The following is a 19,549-nucleotide window of genomic DNA, read 5'->3' as shown; positions in this document are numbered from 1 at the left end:
TCAGTTTTGTCAAAATTGACAAAAGTGTGGCATTTGGGAGATTGGCTTGTGACGAATGAAAGCTGGCTGAAGTCGATGAGAAATGTGTTGGAAAGCTATTCTGACCCTGCCGTTCTGGTTGATGAAAACTACAATGTTGTTGCCACCAATGAGCAGTATGATTTCCGTTTTGGTGAGCGCGGCGATAAAGATCATCGTAAGTGCTTTGAAATCTCCCATGGTTACAAACGCCCTTGTGATCTGGAAGGAGAGACCTGCCCTATGCAGGCGGCCAACGAAAGTGGTGTTACCTCTAGTGTTTTGCATATTCATAACACTGCTCAGGGTAAAGAGCATATGGGTATTGAGACAACGCCGGTGGTGGACGAGTTGCAACGGCAATATTTCATTGAGGTGATGAAACCGATCCGAGAGGTCAGTGCCGAGCCGATTGCCGATAAAATGATCGGTCGCAGTCCGGCTTTCAACCAACTGGTCGATCTGATCCATCGGGTTGGCAAAACTGATACGAGTGTTCTTTTGACCGGGCCTTCCGGCTGCGGAAAAGAGTTGGCGGCTCAGGCCCTGCATGCGGTTAGTCCGCGTACCCGCAAACCCTTTGTTACAGTGGAATGTTCTGGTCTGACGGATTCCCTGTTCGAGAGTGAGTTGTTTGGGCATGTCAAAGGTGCATTCACCGGGGCGACCAGTAACCGTAAAGGTTTGGTGGAGTCTGCACGCGGTGGCACTTTGTTTCTGGATGAGGTTGGCGATATTCCGCTGCATCTTCAGGTGAAGTTGCTGCGTTTGATTGAGACACGTACTTATCGTCCAGTGGGTGAGAGTGAACCTTATGAAGCGGATTTTCGGTTGATCTGTGCAACCCATAAAAACTTGCCCGCCATGGTTGAGGCCAATGAGTTTCGTGAGGACCTTTATCATCGTATCAGCACTTTTCCGATCAGTTTGCCCTCGTTGGCAGAGCGGATTGAAGACCTGCCGCTGCTGGTAGAAAGTATCCTGCTGCGTATTGATGACACTCTGCCGCTGCGCGTCAGCAAAGAGGCGATGTTGCTGCTGGCCCAGCAGCCGTTTAAAGGTAACATTCGTGAGCTTAAGAATGTGCTTGAAAGGGCTGTGGTGCTGCGTGACAACACCGAGATAAGCGAAGAGGTCATGCACCGGGCACTGGCACTCAGCCCCAGCTTCGTTGTTAAAGGTGGCGAAGGCCGTGATGCGCTTAAGCTTCTGGCCCGTAAACGCTATAGCCTGGAAGAGGTAGAGCGGGAATATATTCAACAATTACTCGCCAGTTACAGTGATAAAGCGTTGATAGCAGAGATTGCAGGCTGCAGCCTGCGCACTCTGTATCGAAAGTTAAAAATGGGGGATTAAGATAAATAAGCCTGACGAATATTTATCAGTCTGACCCTTTTCAGATAAGTTGCTGGGTCAGATCCCCCGAAGGTACGCAGGGTGGCGTGTTACTCCTCAGCATCAAAGTGGTTTTCTAACCACATGGCATTGATGATGCCGAAACTGCAGGCGAGCAGCACACCGAGAATCCAGGCGAAATACCACATATCATTCTCCTAGTAGTTAGAAACGCTATTCTGTTCAATGAACTCCGGCTCAATCCGGCGCCACATTTTGTAGTATCCCCATGCGGTGTAGCAGAGAATAATCGGTACAAAGACCATCGCTACCCAAAACATAATCTCCAGTGTCAGTTTGCTTGAGGTGGCATCCCATAGGGTTAAACTGCTGGCGAGATCACTGGATGATGGCATCACAAATGGGAATAGCGTGCTGCCTGCCAGTAGAATGATGACACTAATATTGAGTGAGCTGACCACAAACCCCCAGCCTGGACGATTGGCTTTTGCCAGAAGACTCACCCCTAATGGCAGGATCAGGCTGGCTGCCGCCAATGCCCAAAGCAGAGGGTACTGTTCGTAATTGGCAAACCAATTCTCAACCCGGGCCACCTGTTTGTTCAGTGGGTTTGAACTGGCATCACCGACGACTTCAGACGTGATGCTGTAACCTTCAACAACCGTCAGCATCACGATACCTGCAAGTAACATCAGAGTAGACAGGGCAGGGCCGATGCGGTTGGCATAATGCTGCGCACGCGCTTCAACATCACCGCCAGCTCGCATCTGTAACCAGATCGCACCATGCAGGGCGAGCATGGCGACGCTGGCCAGACCACAGATCAGCGCAAACGGATTGAGCAGCGCGAAAAAAGAACCGGTATAGATTGGTCGGGTCAGTTCATCGAAGTAAAAGGGAACCCCCAGGAAGAGATTGCCAAAGGCGATACCAAATACCAGCGCCGGGACAAAAGAGCCCAGGCACAAGCCCCAATCCCAGTTGTTGCGCCAACGGGCACTGTCAGACTTGCTGCGGTACTCGAAACCTATAGGGCGGAAGAATAGGGCAAAGAGCACTAACAACATGGCCCAGTAAAAGCCGGAAAATGCGGTCGCATACACCCGCGGCCAGGCTGCAAAAAGAGCGCCCCCGGCAGTGATGAACCAGACCTGATTACCATCCCAGTGGGGACCGACGGTATTGATAATAACCCGGCGCTCGGTATCAGTTTTTCCCAGAAATGGCAGAAGTATAGCAGCACCGATATCGAAGCCATCGGTGACTGCAAAGCCGATCAAAAGTATGCCTACCAGAAGCCACCAGATCAGGCGTAGAGATTCATAATCAAACATACTGAACCACCTCCTCGGTTTTCTCTTTCGCTACTTCATTGTCATAACGCCCTGTACCCAAAGCACTTGGGCCTTTGCGGACATATTTCAGCATCAGATAGATTTCGATCACCATAAAGGCGGTGTACAAACCGACAAAACCAAAGATGCTTAACCAAAGGTCGCTTTCCGACAGATGTGAAGTGGCAACATAGGTGGGCAGAATCTCGCCAATCGCCCATGGTTGGCGGCCAAACTCGGCTACAAACCATCCGGTTTCACTGGCAATCCATGGCAGCGGTAGGCAGAGCAGGGCAAACTTCTGTAGCCAGCGTGTTTTATGCTCTTTCCGTTTCGCCGTAAAATAAAATGCCAGAGTGAAAAGAAGTAGCATGGTAAAGCCACAGGCGACCATCACCCGGAAAGTCCAGAACATTGGTGCTACGCCCGGAATTGTATCCATCGCCGCTGCTTTGATCTGCTCTTCGGTTGCATCGACGACATCCGGAGTAAAACGTTTCAGCAGCAGTCCATAGCCAAGGTCATTTTGCACAGCCATAAATGCACTACGGTTTTCGGGTGTATCTTCGCCATTGCGGAGCTTCAACAGCAGCTCATAGGCGACAATACCATTGCGCATCCGGGCTTCAGCGCGTTCAACAAGATCTTTAATCCCAAGTACTTCCTCATCTAATGAGCGGGTTGCAATCAGCCCGAGGACGTATGGGATTTTAACGGCGTACTCTGTTTCCTGTGTTTCCTGATTAGGTAGCCCTACCAATGTAAAGGGAGCTGGGGCTTCATGGGTATCCCACTCGGCTTCCATCGCTGCGAGTTTAACTTTCTGGACTTCACCGACTTCGTAGCCACTCTCGTCTCCCAGAATGATTACGGAGATTACCGATGCCAGACCAAAAGCAGAAGCGATTGCAAATGAGCGCCTGGCAAAATCGGTATCTTTGTTCTTAAGAAGGTAATAAGCACTGATTGCCAATACGAAGATCGCACCCGTGACATAACCTGCAGAGACGGTATGGACAAATTTAACTTGAGCAACGGGGTTAAAAATAACCTCTGCAAAGCTATCCATCTCCATGCGCATAGTTTCAAAGTTAAAATAAGAACCGACAGGGTTTTGCATCCAGCCGTTGGCGATCAGAATCCACAAAGCAGAGAAGTTGGACCCTATGGCAACAAGCCAAGTTGTGGTCAGATGTTGCACTTTGCTCAGACGATCCCAGCCGAAGAAAAACAGACCAACAAAGGTGGATTCAAGGAAGAAGGCAACCAGCCCCTCTATCGCCAGTGGTGCACCGAACACATCCCCGACATAATGAGAGTAGTAAGCCCAGTTGGTCCCGAACTGAAATTCCATTGTCAGGCCAGTCGTCACGCCAAGGGCAAAGTTGATACCAAAGAGCTTGCCCCAGAAACGAGTCATATCTTTGTATACCTGCTTGTTGGTCATGACATACACAGACTCCATGATCGCAAGCAGAAATGAGAGTCCCAAAGTTAATGGGACAAAGAGGAAGTGGTACATCGCAGTCAGGGCGAACTGCCAACGCGAAAGCTCCACTACGGTTTCAGATACCATGATTTAGCACCCCTAATAATAGTCAAATGGGTTTTTGACTGAATACAAATAATTGAACATCATTTTAGATACAGCAGAACCCGTGCCAATAATTATCTATCTAGTTAACCTATTGATAATATTGGTTATTTGTATTTATAAGAATTTTCTTATTTAATCTGCTGGAGATGGAGTGTCATAATTGTCACTGCATATGTCATAAGCTGTTTAATATGGTTGGAGTAGGAGGATTGTGCTTGGTTCGAATTGATGGGGAGGGTGGTCAGAAATTCCAGAGCAGCCGCTTTCAGGACTGCTCTGGATCAGGCTTTTGAGCCTAAGCTTTTTGTCTTTGGGAATCGTTAAGGATGTTGAGCATCCCCATAATGGCATATGACAGGATCGTTACTCCGACCAGTCCGCCACCCCAAATCAACCCGACAAGAAGCCAATCTACAGGGCCGCCGGCATCAGAAAATCCGGAAATGGTGACCTTGGCCATGATAAACAGGGCCATAAAGCCACCCAGTAAGCCAAGAATCTCTGAGAGAATCAGGCGGCGGCTCTGCAAGCCCCCTTCTCGGGTAAGTGCAAGGATAAAACCGCCGATACCAAAGATGACCAGCGCTATCAGAATCCAAAATAGCATGCCCATCATTTCGTAAAAAACCACGTACAGCGTATAGAAATCGAGTTCGTTCATTATCTGTTCCTCCCAATTAAGCCAGGCCGCGAACCATTGAAATGTAAGTTGGTTTCAAAGCCATGGTTTTCATTACCCATGTCACCCAAAGCTCTTCCAGAGGAGCGATAACCCCCGGGAAGGAAGGAACAAGATTATTCTTATAATCGAATTCAACCAGCATTGCCCGACCATACTGAGTGAGCAGTGGGCAGGATGTGTAGCCGTTATACTGGCTGGTGGCCGTTCGATCCTGAATCGCGGCAATCAAGTGATCGATTGCAACAGGCACTTGCCATTTAACACTGGCAGCGGTTTTACCTTTTGGAACACCGGCAATGTCGCCAACACACCAGACGTTTGGAAACACTTTATGTTGCAGGTTGTATTTATCCACTTCGGTCCAGCCATCTGCTGCAAAGGGGCCTGTTCTCCAAGCCAGAGGGCTATTTCGAACTGCATCCGGGGCGCGCATCGGTGGAATGACATTGATGAAGTCGTAATCAATCTCTGAACCACCCGTTGGGGTGTCAAAGGTTGCTATCTTGCGATCGAGATCAATTTTACGCAGTACGTGGCTGTAGACAGTGTCGATGCCACGATCTTCGTAGAGCATTCTGACCTTTTCATGGACAATCGGGACACTGAACAGGCTTTGGCTGTGAGCCGCATAAAGCAAATTCGCTTTACTGCGGGTGCCGTTACGACGCAGGTTATGCTCGGTTAGGAATGTGAATTTAAGTGGTGCTCCAGCGCATTTCATCTCAGTCGCAGGGCGTAGGAAAATTCCCTGACCACCTTCCTCAGAGAAGCGTGACATAGCCGACCATGTTTTGGCGGCTGCATCTGGGCTGTGGTAATGACTACCCAGTCCGTTTTGCCCGATACGATTGACATCCATGCCTTCAATTGCGGCATAGTCAAGCTTCATACCGGTCGTAACAACCAGAAAATCATAATTTACGGCCTTACCGCTTGCGGTGACGATCTTATTGCCTACAGGATCAAATTCAGCCACAGCTTCTTGTATCCAATCTACACCCTCCGGCATATATCTGGACGTGCCTGATGTTGGGTATGAGGAGCCTTTAATACCGGTTGCTACCAGAGTGTAGCCGGGTTGATAGAAGTGCTTTTTTTTGCCATCGATAATGGTAATCTTTGCGCCATCAAGCTGGTTAGCAAGACGGTTTGCAACCCCAAGACCGGCTGCTCCCGCGCCAGCAATAACGATATGCGCTTTCGTTTTTACTTTCTCAGCCGCTGTCGCGTTTAACGTTAATGGTGCTGCAGCGGTTGCGCCGGTTGCAGCAGTAAGCTTGAGGAAACTTCGCCTGCTTAAATCACCCATATTTGATTACCCTTACTCATTGTTTTTTGTGTTATCGCTACTACCGCAATCAGCCAGAGGCAGAGCTATGGTCTGTTCACTGGAAAGCTGCAATAGGGATAATCTGAATGGCTTGCCAATCTTGTGACTCTTGAATTCAGATATGTCCATCTATGAGGAAAGCATAAAATATGCCAAACATTAGATTCTCCTAATATTTATTTATTGTCTTATATTTCAGTTGGTTATGCTTACTGATAGGGTGGTGCTTTGCGATGCTTGTTATTTTGTGTGTGACAAATATGTCAGCTGTCAGACATAACTGGCGGACGGTCAGAGCTATATTGCTCGGTAAGAGGATTTTAGTGTCTTCAGTAATCTGTTGAGCTGAAGGTAAAACAGGGGATAAGTAACGTTTGTAGAGCTTAAAACTGTTTGTCCTGTTTCTTTTTAAGCAGCTTGAAATGAATCTCTTCCTGATGATCGATCACGAAGTTAAATTTTCCAATGGTCTGTTTTGCCTCTGACATACCTAATGCTTCAATCAGGTATTCAGGGTAAACCGGCATTTCCTGAGCTTTGGCCGTCGCTTGTACGTGGATCATCGAGATGATCATGCGATTTTTTGCATCTTTCCATTGGTCGCATGATCCGGGTGAATAAGTGCGTTCAAGCTCATTCAGGCAGGCATTGGTTCTCAGGTAGGCAACAGCAGCCTTGCGCTGCAGATCGTGAGCGGGCTTAAAGTTAAAGCTATCCGCCTGGACATGTACAGCTATAAAAACTGCGGATAGAAAAGCAAAGGATTTCAACGCTAAGACCTCCTTGTTCAACCGAACAAGTCAACTTCATCCTACTATATCCCCGCTTTCAGCGAGACTATGATTTTATTTAGTGATCACTAAATTAAGAATAGACGTAGTTCTATTTGTAGGTAGAAATTGGGCCGGATAAAACTGCTCTGGCCTATACTTCCCCTATAAGGTTGCTATAGATCATGAGGAGTAACTGATGGGCTTCGATCCACATGGTAACTATAACCTATGGATTAAGGGTGACACCTTGTATGCCGAACTTCGTGGCGCATGGAATACCGAAGCGGCAATGGAGTTTGAAAAGGATTTTATGGCGCTGGCTAATCATTTGCCGCAAGCGTGGGGGCATATTGTTTATCTTGATCACTGGGAATTATGTACCCCGGAAATTTCGGCCATTATCGAGCGTTTAGTAGAATGGTGTATTCAAAATGGTTTGAAGAGAGCTGCGAATGTATATGAACCTTCAAAAGTTAAAAATGCCGTACTGAATAAAATGATTGTCAGTGAAGAAGGTGAATTTAAGCGGGCCGTATTTGATAATTCAGAGGATGCGGCAATATGGCTAACAACTGAAGGCTTTCCTACAGATCACGAGTTATCTGCTGGTCATTAGGCCCTTTATTGTTAGCCATCAATTGATTACCAGGGGAGCTCTTCCCCGTTGGCGTGCCAGAAACTACCTGTATTTTGAAGTGTTAGCCCTTCAATTCTTTGGGTCAGCCCTGCAACTGCCTGGTCAGGGGTTACATCTCCGTTGAAACCGATCATTCGGGTAGATACCAATCCTGGATGTAGTTGGGCAACCATGATGCCCTGGGCTTTCAGATCCATCGCCAAAGACTTACCGAAAGCATTAAGAGCGGCCTTGGATGCGCGATAACCATAATATCCTCCCGAACCATTATCAGCCATCGAACCCATTCTGCTGGTGATATTGATCACTTTACTGCCCTTTTTTAGATTACCTAACAGAGCATGCGTTACTCTAAGTGGGGCAACAGCGTTAACCTCAAACTGAGTCATGATATCGTCAAAGCTCATCTGCTCCAGTGACTCGGAAGTTAAAATGCCAGCATTGTTGATCAGAATATCGATTTGCGTGTTATCTAGTTCGGAAGATAGCCGTTCAACTGAAGAAGCATTACTAACATCTATGTCAGAAATAATCCGGCAGGGTAGTTCTTCCAGTTCAGGTGAAGATTGGCGGCATATAACCGTTACCTGATAACCCAAGGTACAGTAATGTTTTACGAAAGCGAGGCCAATTCCTCGATTTGCGCCGGTGATAACGAGATGTTTGCCCATTAAGGGTTCCTCAGCTTTTCAGTTTCGTTTCGCAATTGAACGTAAATATTACCTACTATGTTGCGAAAGTACCTTCTTCATTCCCTATTTTATCAAAAGGGCTTTGTTACGCAGTAAGGGGGTTGGGCAGATTCTGCTGAACTCTTTGCCTTCCATGCGTGAGAAAAAAGGATCTTTAGACCGGCGGAAGGTGAGCGCTTGTGAATGACATTCTTCGTTATGAGGTAAAACAACCAGGCTATTGTCACAAAGCTTTTCGACAACTTTGGCTGGGTGTTTGATGCCGTTTTTGCGGATCAGGACCTGATCCCCAACATTGTATACGGTAAAACGGTCCTCAGCTTTTTTCTCAAGCAGGCTTGATAGGGTCGCGCACAAAACGCTCTTTTCTAAGTCATTAAAGCGGTTTTCGGGAAGCAATGACTGGCAAAATTGTTGTTTGTCTGTGGCTTTTGCCCATTGTTCAATATTCTGATCGGTCACAAGCGATCGGAGCTGCTGGCTGAATAGGTCGACTTTATTTCGCATAACGTTCCCTGTTAGTGGCTACAATTTATTACAGACTTACTGGTCGGTTTATTTATATCAAACAATGAAAGTGTTAAAAACCTATGAAAATTAGGTAATTAAGTTATAACTTATGTTATCTATAGTTTTATGGTTTCTATCCTGGATCGAGATACGTGGCTTATGGAAAAGGGGAGTGTGATGCGTTGGCTGATGGTTAGCCTGCTTGCCGTATTATTCTGTACCTCTGTTAAGGCAGACAAGATAACTATTGCGGCTGATAGTTGGTGCCCTTTTAATTGTCAGCCTGGCGCTGAACTACCGGGTTTTATGGTCGAGGTAGCTAAACGCGCATTCAGCGCTCAGGGCCATGAAGTGGTCTACCTGGAGGTTAACTGGTCAAGAGCGATTCAGGAGGCGCGAAAGGGGAATCTGACCGCTATTATTGGCGCTTTTCCTGGCGACGCTCCGGACTTTGTATTTCCTGATCAGGAACTTGCCGTTCTGGGAAATACTTTCTTCGTTCACAAAGAAAACGATTGGACATATCAGGGGCTGGATTCCTTGAAAATGATCCAGTTGGCTGCGATCAATGGTTATGACTATGGTGATGAGCTCAGAGGGTATATCCAGGAAAGTGGCTCTACCAGTGTGACCCTTCTGGGCGGCGATCAGTATCCGTTACGCCGTGGGATACGTATGTTATCACTACGAAGAGTAGATGCATTGGTTGAGGCTGATCCGGTGTTCTGGTACAACGCAAGCCTTCTGGGTAAAGCGGATCAGTTCAAAGTTGCAGGGCGTGCTAGTGAGCCGATGAAATCCTACATCGCTTTCTCGCCCAGTCTTCCCCAATCCGAAGATTACGCACGTATTCTTAGTGAGGGTATTGCATCTATGCGCGCGTCAGGTGAGCTAGATGAAATACTGGCAAAGTATGGTCTGAAGGATTGGCGCATTACTGAGAAGTGAGCAAAACCTCTTTACGAGTACTCCGATCTAAATGCATTAATGACATAGATCTGACTGAAAATGTCATTTTTGAATCAATATTCTGTAATTATGCTTCTTTCTGGTTATAAGGCCTGATCTTCCTGTAAATACAGGGAAAAACGCTGAGTTTGATTAAATATAATCCCGCCTTCGAAAATAATAACTCAGGTTTGTGACAAGATTATGTTCCAGAAAAAACTTAGCGTTGTAGCGCTGGCACTTGGTGCAGTAGCTAGCAGCTCCAGCATTGCTGCAGAAGCTCAGGATGGTTTTAAGGTTGATTTAGGTCTGCGCACGTTCTACATGAACCGCGACTTTGATCAGGGCGCAAACGATACTCATGCTGCGGGTCAGGCTTTCAAGCTGAATGTTGCATCTCCGTACTTCGGTGGTCTGGTTGGTTTTGATGCCACTGTGACTGAAGTGGTTGAACTACTGGATGACAAAACAATCCGTTCATCTGACGTTCTAACTGCGGATGGTGATGGCTATACAGCAGTTGAAAACCTATACGTAAAATTGAAGCCTCTGGATAATGTAAACCTACGCGCAGGCCGTATGGTTATGATGACGCCGTTGTTGAATGACCTTCAGTCACGTTTGTCTGCGCCAAGCACTCAGGCGATCTACGGTGATGTAGCGCTGGATAACCTGAATCTTTATGCTTTCTACTCTGATGAAGCATCAAAAAACAACAGTCAGGATTTCTCTAACTACACAGCAAGTGGCGAAGACTACGGTATCGCATCCCTGGGTGGTAGCTACAAGTTTGCCAATGGTGTTAATGCACAGGTTCAGTATGCAGTTGCAGACGACTACCTGAAACAGTCTTTTTTCAATGTGACTTACCCAACCAAGCTGGCTGATTACGATGTAACATTCGATGCGATCCACATGCGTGGTGAAGACGATGGTGCGCTTTACGGTAGCGATTACGATAGTAACCTTACCAGCCTGACAGCTAAGTTTGCTAAAGGTAACTGGGCTTACACCGTTAACTACCAGACTGTAGGTGGCGATGACGCTTATAACCTGCAGTGGGGTGGCCAGGATGATACTCAGTACTTCACTTATGGTGCGATCCAGTTGCTGGATTTCAATGCGGATGATGAGCAGTCATTGCAGTTCCGTGTTGATTACGATGTGCCGTCTGTACCAGGCCTACATCTGATGGCTCGTCATACTCAGGCATGGGATATCGATTCTGGCAGTATCACTGACGGTAAGCGTCACGAAACTAACCTTGATGCTAAGTACACTGTACAGAGCGGTAAAGCGAAGGATTTGAGCCTGCATCTGCGTGTTGCTCATGTAGATGGCGATGCGGCGATCATTCCTCGTATCAGCGATATCCGCCTGATTCTGGATTACCCAGTTAATCTTCTTTAAGCATTTACCTGCTTTTAAAAAAGGGGCCTTCGGGCCCCTTTTTTTGTTTGAGCATTAAAGCATGGCGGGAGGTTTGCTTTTAATTTCATGCAACTTGCTGTTTTTATTAGGAATCTCTTGATTAAAGAAATAAAAAATCGTTTCATTAATTTTATTCAGGTCATATTTTTGTATTCTTTAACGGTTATACAATAAACTCGAGGTTTATCCGGTTTTTGGAGTTGTAGCTTGTTAACAGGTTTTCGCCGGTTTTTTGCAGTTCCGTTTGGCAGTAGTGTGCTTAGTTCTCTACTACCGGTGGGTGTTGTTATTCTTCTTGCGCTTGTGCTTATTGGGTATATCTGGACCGATAGCGAATACAAGCATATGCAGGAAGATAAACAGCGGTATGCTGATGATTTTGTTCTGGCCCAGAAAGATCTGCTCCGTTCTGAAGTCGTCAGGATCAAACATTACCTGTTACGCCAAAAGAAACAGGCCGAAAAAGATCTGGAGGCGACGCTAAAGAGTCGTGTTTACGATGCGTATGCTGTGGCGCAGGCTATCCATGCTCGTTATCACGGTGAAATCCCGGATCTTGAAGTAAAGAAGATGATCGCTAATGCGCTCCGAGAGATGCGCTTTAATGAAGGTCGTGGTTACTTCTTTATGACCTCTCTGGAAGGTATCGAATACCTTTATCCACCTAACCCTTCTTTTGAAGGCAGGCCTATCACTGAAATCTTCCCGCCAAAAATTCAGCAGTTACAGTATGAAATGGTGGATGTGGTCAATGCAGCAGGCGAGGGATTTGTCAGATATAACTGGTATCGGCCGGGTGAGAAAGAGCTGTTGAGGAAATACAGTTTCGTCAAACTCTTTGAGCCCTATGGACTGATCATAGGGACCGGTGATTATCTGGAAAATTTTGAAGCGCTGATTAAAGACAGAATCTTTAGAGACATTGCACAGGTAACTTTTGGCCTTAAGGGGGAAGGGTATTTCTTTATCAATTCCTATTCAGGCGATCTTTACGTTACTAATGGTAAGTACTTTGCTGGCAAAAAGAACATCTGGGATGTGACTGATGCAAAAGGGGTCAAGGTTGTTCAGGAAAATGCGCGCCTTGCTCAAGACTATCCCGAAGGTGCTTTCTCAACTTATACCTGGAAGAAAGAGGGTGTAGAGGCCGAAAAAATATCGTTTATTATCGGCATGGATGAATGGCAGATATTTATCGGTGCAGGGGCTTATCTGGATACTATCGAGGGTGTGATACAGGAGAGGGAAAATCAGTATCTGGAGCTGATGAAACAACGCGCTATCAGTACCATTATCATCATGCTGCTTGCTCTGTTAATCATTGTCTTTGTCTTATACGTCATAGGGCTAAGGTTGTCGCAAAACCTACTCCTGTTTCAGCGTAACCTGGAAGAATCGGTTGATAGCTGGACAAAGCTAGACACGCGGCATTTGCATTTCAAGGAGTTTAAACACCTGGCCAGCAGCGTTAACAGCATGATCGATGGCTTAAATATGCAGGCTGAAGAGCTTAGGCACAGGGCATTTCATGATCACTTAACCTCACTTCCCAATCGGATGCACAGTTCTACACAACTGGATCTGATGATCAGTCATACCATTAAACATCAGGCTACTGCTGCACTGCTGTTTATCGATCTCGATCACTTTAAAGAGATTAATGACACCCTCGGACACTCTACCGGGGATGAGTTGCTACGAAAGGTCTCACAACGATTACGCCGATCAGTTCGGGAAGAAGACATTGTCGCTAGGCTGGGAGGAGATGAGTTTACCGTTATTACCGGTGTTCTTGAGACCCGCAGTGATGCTGAATCTATCGCTCAGAAGTTACTCAATGAATTAATCAGGCCTTATCTGATTGATGGTAATGAGCTCTCTGTTACCGCGAGCATTGGGGTGAGCTTTTTTCCTGAAGATGGGGATAACTCCGAAATCTTACTGCGCAACGCTGACTCCGCAATGTATGAAGCGAAACGCAATGGGCGAAATGGCTATCGTCTCTATACTTCCGCCATGACAGAGGAGATCTCTGAGCGTTTTGCATTAACAGAGGAGCTACGTGAGGCGATAAGCCGAGAGGAACTGGAGCTCTATTTTCAGCCTCAGGTCGATATTCGAACCGGATCAATTTTGGGGGCTGAGGCATTATTACGCTGGAATCATCCGCAGCGAGGCATGATTCCTCCTGATAGATTCATTCCTATTGCAGAATCCAGTGGGCAGATGATTAAAATTGGCGCATGGGTGCTGGAGCAGGTGTGTGCGAAAGTGGCTGGTTGGAAAGAGCGGGGGATCGTAGCGCCGAAGATAGCAGTTAATATTTCTAATCAGCAGATGAACCGTGAGTTGGTTGAACAGATTACCGAGCTGTTAGCCTCTTCAAAATGCGACCCGGCCTGTTTGGAACTTGAGATTACCGAAAGCTGCTTGATGGAAAACCCGGAACAAATGGCCCATGAACTGAGCTCTTTAAAAGCGCTCGGAGTGGGTATCGCTATTGATGATTTTGGTACGGGCTACTCCTCTCTCAGTTACCTCAAGCAGCTACCTATCAATAAATTAAAGGTAGATCGCTCTTTTGTCAGTGATCTGCAAGATGATGAAAACGACTTAGCCATCACGCGAGCCATAGTCGCGATGGGGCAAAGTATGAATCTCAATGTGATTGCGGAAGGAATTGAAACACAAGAGCAGATTGATCTGCTGCTGAAACTCGAATGTTTTGAAGGGCAGGGCTATTTTTATAGTAAGCCGCTACCAGAAGAGCAGTTTTTAGCCTATCTGGATCAATAGGGTTGATTATGTTGATCTGGGTTATCCATTGGTCTCAATTATAGGTTTAAGCACTAAAAAAAGTTGCTCTTATAACCTGTTAGAGATAACAAGTAGTCTTCAATCGTTGGTTCTTCAGGAAGTCTGAACTGTTATAAGTATTGCCCAGGGAAGAGGCGCTGAGCGTTTATCAGGGTCTTAGTATGAGTGACCGATATAATAATGCCCACAATCGTAGTCATTCCCGCAACGGTTTAAAGCTGGCCGAAAATATGGCTGTTCAAATTACCAGAATCTATCCATCTGACCTGACTGATCATGAACGGTCCCGTCTGCTGGAGCAGGAGTTTGAGGTTTATTCACAATTAACCCCTCCTCTTCAGCCATTAACAATGGACAGGGATCCACTTGAAGGAAAACTCCACATTAGCTTTCCGGCCGGTGAGCTTTTAGAAGAGTTTGATATAGCGGCGCTAACGTTTGCAGACAAGTTACAGCTATTTGAAATATTAGCGAGTTGCCTTGCGGAGCTCCATGCACAGAACTTCGTAGCCCTATCCTTAACCCCTGCTTCTTTTCTTATTGAACACGCCAAGAAGCAAGCCGTTTTGATTAATTACTCAAGTGCTGCTCGTTTTGGGCCTGAAAACAGTGGTATCAACAGTTTCCGCCCTCTTCAGGGGGACGCGCATTATCTAGCGCCAGAGCAGAGTTATCAGTTTAAGCACTATCTGGATCAGCGTACGGATCTGTATGCCTTAGGCTGTATCTTCTATTGGTTATTGACTGGAGAGCCTCCATTTTCTGAACAGCAATCGGATGATGATATTGCCTATGCGCATATTGCTAAGTCTCTCGATTTTTCTGACTGTGTTGTTTCTAAAACTGAACCTAAGTTGCAAGCACTTATCCAGATTATCGATAAGTTATTGATGAAAGACCCGGATGAACGCTATCAGAGTGCCAGTGGGTTACTGTGGGATCTGAAGACGGTTAGTCAGAGCAGTGAAGCTAAGCTTTCCGGGTTTAAAGTTGCCAGCCATGATCTGTCGGATCGTTTGGTAATACCGCAAAAACTGTACGGTCGGGAGAAGGAAGTTGGCATTCTGCTGGATACGTTTCAACGTGTATCCTCGGGCCCTTCTGAAGCTGTGTTGGTGGCTGGCTATTCAGGTGTGGGTAAATCGGCGCTGGTTTATGAAGTGCAAAAGCCGATTCTTCACTCCAATGGGTTGTTTGTCTTTGGCAAGTTTGATCAGTACCAGAACAGTTCACCCTACAGTGCGATTGGTCAGGCTTTTGGCCATTTTGTTCGTAATATATTGGCGCTGCCCGTTGAAGAGATGACGCTTTGGAAAAGGCGTTTGGAGGATGCGCTCTATCCTAATGCTCAGGTTATTATCGACCTTATACCCGAACTGGGGGTGCTGTTACCGGATCAGCCTGCTCTTTCACCACTAGGGGCCGATGAGCAGCAAAACCGTTTTAATCGGGTATTTCTTAACTTTATCCACGCGATTTGTATTCAGCATAAGCCCTTGGTTGTCTTCATAGATGATCTCCAATGGGCGGACCTCGCCAGCATCAACCTGTTGCGCCTTATCCTGAGTGATAGTGATAGCCAGCATTGCCTGGTACTGGGTGCTTATCGGGATAATGAAGTGGATGAACGCCACCCCTTTATAAAGATGCTGGCTGATCTTGAACAGGATGCTCAGAGAATTACCCATATCGAGCTTCAGCCTCTAGGGCAGCCTGACTTACAAAATATCATTTCTGACGCGTTGCAATTGCCGAGGCCTAAAATTGAAGCGTTGAGCGAACTTGTATATGAGAAAACCGCAGGTAACCCCTTTTTCTTCAGGCAGTTCCTGCATGAACTCTATCAATCCGGGTCATTAACATTTTCTGTGACCAAGCGCTGCTGGCAATGGTCAATGGCTGAAATTCGTAAGCAGAGCATTACGGACAATGTTGTTGAGCTGATGATTCAAAAGATCAGTCGGTTGCCCAAAGAAACTCAGCTTATCCTTCAGCAGGCGGCATGCGTCGGTTCCCGATTTGATAAGCATCTTATCCAGATGCTTTATCAAGGTGACAAACCTCTGGAGTCATTACTTCAGCCAGCTTTGGATATGGGCTTGTTATTACCTGTACGTATTCAGGGAAAGGCAGGCCCGGAATATAGCCAACTGCGTTTTCTTCACGACCGAGTGCAGCAAGCTGCGTATAGCTTCTTAAATGCGCAGCAGAAGGAGCAATTGCATCACAATATTGGGGCTATTTTACTGTCAGAAACAGCACTTGGTGACTGGGAGGAAAACTGCTTTATCTTAGCGCTGCACCTGAATAAAGCGATCCCAAGGCTCTCATTAGATCAGCGTTCTGACTTGATCGAATTAAACTGGCTGTCAGCGCGCAGAGCCATAACGGCTACGGCGTATGAAACGGCGCTTGGGCACCTGGATCATATGTTTAATTTACTCGATCAATCAGCCCTTGAAGACACCGATAAGCTGAATACCGCGAAACTGGCAAAACTTGAGTGTCTGTACCTTGCAGGAAAATTTGCTGAAGCAGAGAACTTCCTGAGCGAGATAAAGCAGCAAAAGTTTAATGAACAACAGAGCCTTGAACTGAATATTGTTCTTATCACCCAGTACACACGTTACGGGCACCTGGATCTGGCGATACGGCAGGGGCTCAGCGGGTTAGCGGGTTTAGGCTATGAGTTACCTGAAGCACCGGATATGGAAGCAGTGGGTGAGGCAATTGGCATGATTCAGGTTGAACTCGAGAATTGCCCATTTGCTGAACTGCTGGATAAACCGCAACTGACCGATGCAACGATCAGCAGGGTGATGGAGATCCTGATTGCGATGCAGCCATGCTGTTATAACTCGGGTTCTCTTCTGTTTCCGTTAACCATTTTACATCTTCTCAAGCTAACCATGCAGCATGGTAACACCCAGCACTCGAGCTACGTCTTTATGATGTACGCGTTAATGTGCACCAAGGTTTTAAAAGACTACAGCACGGCATTTGAAGCCGACCGATGCTCCCGTCTGGTTGGAGAGCGTTTCCCCGCCCCAGCGCTTGTCGATGGTCGCTTAAGGATGATGCGGGCTAACTTTGTGCAGCCCTGGCAACAACCGCTGATCAACAGTTCCAGTTTACGTGATGATGCTTATCACGCTTGCCTTGAACAAGGCGATTACTACTGGGGGGTGCACGCTTACCTGTTTGGTTTCTATGCTGATCTGTTTGCGTCGAACTCTATCTCTCCTTTGCTGGAACGAACCCAGCAAGTGATATCGACCTGTACCAAGATTAAACAGCCCGCTCAGGTCTTTTTAAGCCAGTTACAGAGCAATTTACTAAGTATTCTGAGTGGCAAGCTGGATAATCTGGTCAATCTGGATCATGAGCCAGGTTATGAAGCGAAAGCGCTGCAACATTACCAGGATACGGGATATATGTGCGGTAAATACGATCGCCTACTGGGGAGGTTGCTTCAGGGCTACCTGTTCGGTAGCTATCGTACAGCGCTGGAAATTACCTTAGATGAAAGCCTGACGAATGCTGATTTGGACGAAGGGATTTTTCATGAGGCTGCGTATGTATTTCTAAATATGCTGTGCATTCTCGCCATTCAGCATGAATCGGCCTCAGATATTCCTTCTCGTTGGTTGGACTGGTATGCCCAGGCTAAAGAAAGGCTGTTGCTATGGAATAGTATCAATCCGGATACCTTTTCCCCAATGCACTATTTAGTTGAAGCTGAGGAAGCAAGGCTAGCGGCTCAACGGGTTGAGGCTATGTGTTCGTATGAGAAAGCAATACACAGTGCCCAAGGGAGTTCTTTGTTGCTAGAGGCTCTGGCAAATGAGCGAATGGGTTGTTTCCGCATCAGCTTACAGCAGGAATCATTGGGCAGAGCTTATATAGAAGAAGCGATTCGTCTCTATAGCGACTGGGGAGCGACTGCTAAAGCAGGTGAACTTGAACAGTATCTGGGTAACTTGCAGTCACCGCAAAGTCTGCCGCGGGGGACAGAGTTTGACTGGCATGCGGTGTTAGCAGCCAGTCAGGAAATATCTCAAGAGGTTAATCTGGATAATCTACTCCGGGTGGCGCTGGAACGAGTCGCCCGGGTTTCTGGAGCGGAGAAGGTGAGCTACTTCAGCTGTTCAGATGGCGCTTGGCGATTAGAGGGTCTGTTAGACAAGGATCATTTCTCTGAGCCCTCTGAACAGCCCGGATTATTGCCTGAAAGTGTGCTTAACTACTGTAACAACAGTAAAGAGATTCTTAGCTTAAAGGATGCGCTATTTGACGGGGATTTCATCCTCGATCCTTATATTCAGCATTTCAGAATACGTTCTTTACTAGCGCTGCCATTAATTTATAGAGATCAGATTGTGGCGGTGATCCTTTGCGAGCATTCGGAAACCTCTAACCTATTTAGCGCTAACCGGCAGCAGATTTTGACGGTACTGGCTTCTCAGCTTGTGATTAGTCTCAGTAATGCAGAGATGTATCAGTCGTTGGAAAATCAGAATCAGGATCTGGAACAGATGGTGGTCCAGCGTACTGCGAGTCTGAATAAACGGACCAAACATCTGGAAGCTATACTGGAATCCCTCCCTATCCCTTATGTAGTGAGTAGTCTTAAAGGAAGAGTGATTAGTGCCAATAAACTTTGGTACCAGCTCTTTATGCTGGATGGCGAGGCAGCCAAAAAGGTTAACACTGCGGAGTTCTATATCAACCCGGATGACCGGGATCGAATGGTTCTCTCTCTGATGCACAAAGGGCATGTCACTGACTTTGACTGTGAACTGAAAAACCACCACGGTGAGCCTTTTTGGGCGCTATTTTCAGCTACTTTGATTGAGGTTCAGGGCGAGCAAGCAGTATTCGCCGCGATGAGTGATATCTCGGCGCGAAAAGCGCTTGAGGGGATGTTACATAAGCAAGCACATACGGACCCACTGACAGGTATTCTGAATCGACGCGCTGTGCTGGATCTATCAAGCCAATACAAAAAAGCTGCGGAAGATGAGTCTGTCTTTGTGGCGATGCTGGATCTCGACTACTTTAAGCGTCTCAATGATACTTATAGCCATAGCGCCGGAGATCAAGTGTTGAAGGCTTTTGCTAGTGAAGTATCTGGGCTGCTGCGTGATGGCGATGTTTTTGCTCGTATGGGTGGGGAAGAGTTTTTAGTGATGCTCTCTGTTGGTAGTGAGGAGCAGGCCGAACTTATCTTACAGCGTATCCGGGAAAAGATCGCCATGATGACAGTGCCTTTTGACAGTGTTGATCTTAAAGTTACTGTGAGTATCGGGTTTGCTGCATGGTCTTCCGATGCCGAGTTTAAACAGGTTACACACCAAGCTGACCTTGCTTTATATGAAGCGAAAGGGCGGGGCAGAAATATGGTGGTTTGCCTGGATTAAGTCG

14 protein-coding genes are annotated in these 19,549 nt (G+C 46.7%); 6 read left to right on the top strand and 8 right to left on the bottom strand.

Features of this window, described 5'->3' with window-relative positions; genetic code table 11:
* Nucleotides 1-48 precede the first annotated feature (48 nt).
* Nucleotides 49-1,374, top strand: a complete 1,326-nt coding sequence (locus MED92_RS06230) for a sigma-54 interaction domain-containing protein (protein ID WP_007020665.1) — start codon at nt 49-51, stop codon at nt 1,372-1,374.
* A gap of 89 nt (nt 1,375-1,463) precedes the next feature.
* On the opposite strand, the gene cydX is transcribed toward MED92_RS06230, so the two are convergent.
* The 6 genes from cydX to MED92_RS06200 form a co-directional block, all read right to left on the bottom strand.
* A complete protein-coding gene (gene cydX, locus MED92_RS18810) occupies nt 1,464-1,562 on the bottom strand; it encodes a cytochrome bd-I oxidase subunit CydX (protein ID WP_007020664.1) in 99 nt (32 codons plus the stop codon).
* Between the two features lie 9 nt (nt 1,563-1,571).
* Entirely contained in the window at nt 1,572-2,708 is a 1,137-nt protein-coding gene (gene cydB, locus MED92_RS06220; protein ID WP_007020663.1) for a cytochrome d ubiquinol oxidase subunit II, read from the bottom strand.
* A complete protein-coding gene (locus tag MED92_RS06215; RefSeq protein WP_007020662.1) occupies nt 2,701-4,284 on the bottom strand; it encodes a cytochrome ubiquinol oxidase subunit I in 1,584 nt (527 codons plus the stop codon). Before MED92_RS06215 ends, cydB begins: the two co-directional genes overlap by 8 nt.
* Nucleotides 4,285-4,600: 316 nt before the next feature.
* Nucleotides 4,601-4,966 (bottom strand): DUF5368 domain-containing protein, encoded by a 366-nt coding sequence (locus MED92_RS06210; RefSeq protein WP_007020661.1) that lies wholly within the window; start codon nt 4,964-4,966, stop codon nt 4,601-4,603.
* Between the two features lie 16 nt (nt 4,967-4,982).
* Entirely contained in the window at nt 4,983-6,296 is a 1,314-nt protein-coding gene (locus MED92_RS06205; RefSeq protein WP_007020660.1) for an NAD(P)/FAD-dependent oxidoreductase, read from the bottom strand.
* A 404-nt stretch (nt 6,297-6,700) separates the two neighbouring features.
* Nucleotides 6,701-7,087, bottom strand: a complete 387-nt coding sequence (locus MED92_RS06200; protein WP_007020659.1) for a hypothetical protein — start codon at nt 7,085-7,087, stop codon at nt 6,701-6,703.
* A 199-nt stretch (nt 7,088-7,286) separates the two neighbouring features.
* On the opposite strand from MED92_RS06200, the gene MED92_RS06195 reads away from it, so the two are divergent.
* Nucleotides 7,287-7,706, top strand: coding sequence for a hypothetical protein (locus tag MED92_RS06195; RefSeq protein WP_007020658.1), 420 nt, complete (start codon nt 7,287-7,289; stop codon nt 7,704-7,706).
* 26 nt (nt 7,707-7,732) lie between these two features.
* On the opposite strand, the gene MED92_RS06190 is transcribed toward MED92_RS06195, so the two are convergent.
* Complete coding sequence (locus tag MED92_RS06190; protein ID WP_007020657.1) at nt 7,733-8,398, bottom strand: SDR family oxidoreductase; 666 nt, start codon at nt 8,396-8,398, stop codon at nt 7,733-7,735.
* 84 nt (nt 8,399-8,482) lie between these two features.
* Nucleotides 8,483-8,926 carry a hypothetical protein gene (locus MED92_RS06185; protein WP_007020656.1) on the bottom strand — a complete coding sequence of 148 codons (444 nt, stop codon included), beginning with the start codon at nt 8,924-8,926 and terminating at the stop codon, nt 8,483-8,485.
* A gap of 180 nt (nt 8,927-9,106) precedes the next feature.
* On the opposite strand from MED92_RS06185, the gene MED92_RS06180 reads away from it, so the two are divergent.
* The 4 genes from MED92_RS06180 (at nt 9,107) to MED92_RS19430 (ending at nt 19,545) form a co-directional block, all read left to right on the top strand.
* Complete coding sequence (locus MED92_RS06180; protein ID WP_007020655.1) at nt 9,107-9,877, top strand: substrate-binding periplasmic protein; 771 nt, start codon at nt 9,107-9,109, stop codon at nt 9,875-9,877.
* Between the two features lie 204 nt (nt 9,878-10,081).
* Nucleotides 10,082-11,287, top strand: a complete 1,206-nt coding sequence (locus tag MED92_RS06175) for an OprD family outer membrane porin (protein ID WP_007020654.1) — start codon at nt 10,082-10,084, stop codon at nt 11,285-11,287.
* Nucleotides 11,288-11,515: 228 nt separating this feature from the next.
* Nucleotides 11,516-14,104 carry a bifunctional diguanylate cyclase/phosphodiesterase gene (locus MED92_RS19325; protein WP_007020653.1) on the top strand — a complete coding sequence of 863 codons (2,589 nt, stop codon included), beginning with the start codon at nt 11,516-11,518 and terminating at the stop codon, nt 14,102-14,104.
* Nucleotides 14,105-14,286: 182 nt separating this feature from the next.
* Entirely contained in the window at nt 14,287-19,545 is a 5,259-nt protein-coding gene (locus MED92_RS19430; protein WP_007020652.1) for a diguanylate cyclase, read from the top strand.
* Nucleotides 19,546-19,549 lie beyond the last annotated feature (4 nt).

The organism is Neptuniibacter caesariensis, from assembly GCF_000153345.1.
Taxonomy (GTDB): Bacteria; Pseudomonadota; Gammaproteobacteria; order Pseudomonadales; family Balneatricaceae; genus Neptuniibacter; species Neptuniibacter caesariensis.
Note: the sequence above shows the minus strand (reverse complement) of the source record. Positions and strands in the feature narration are given on the sequence as shown.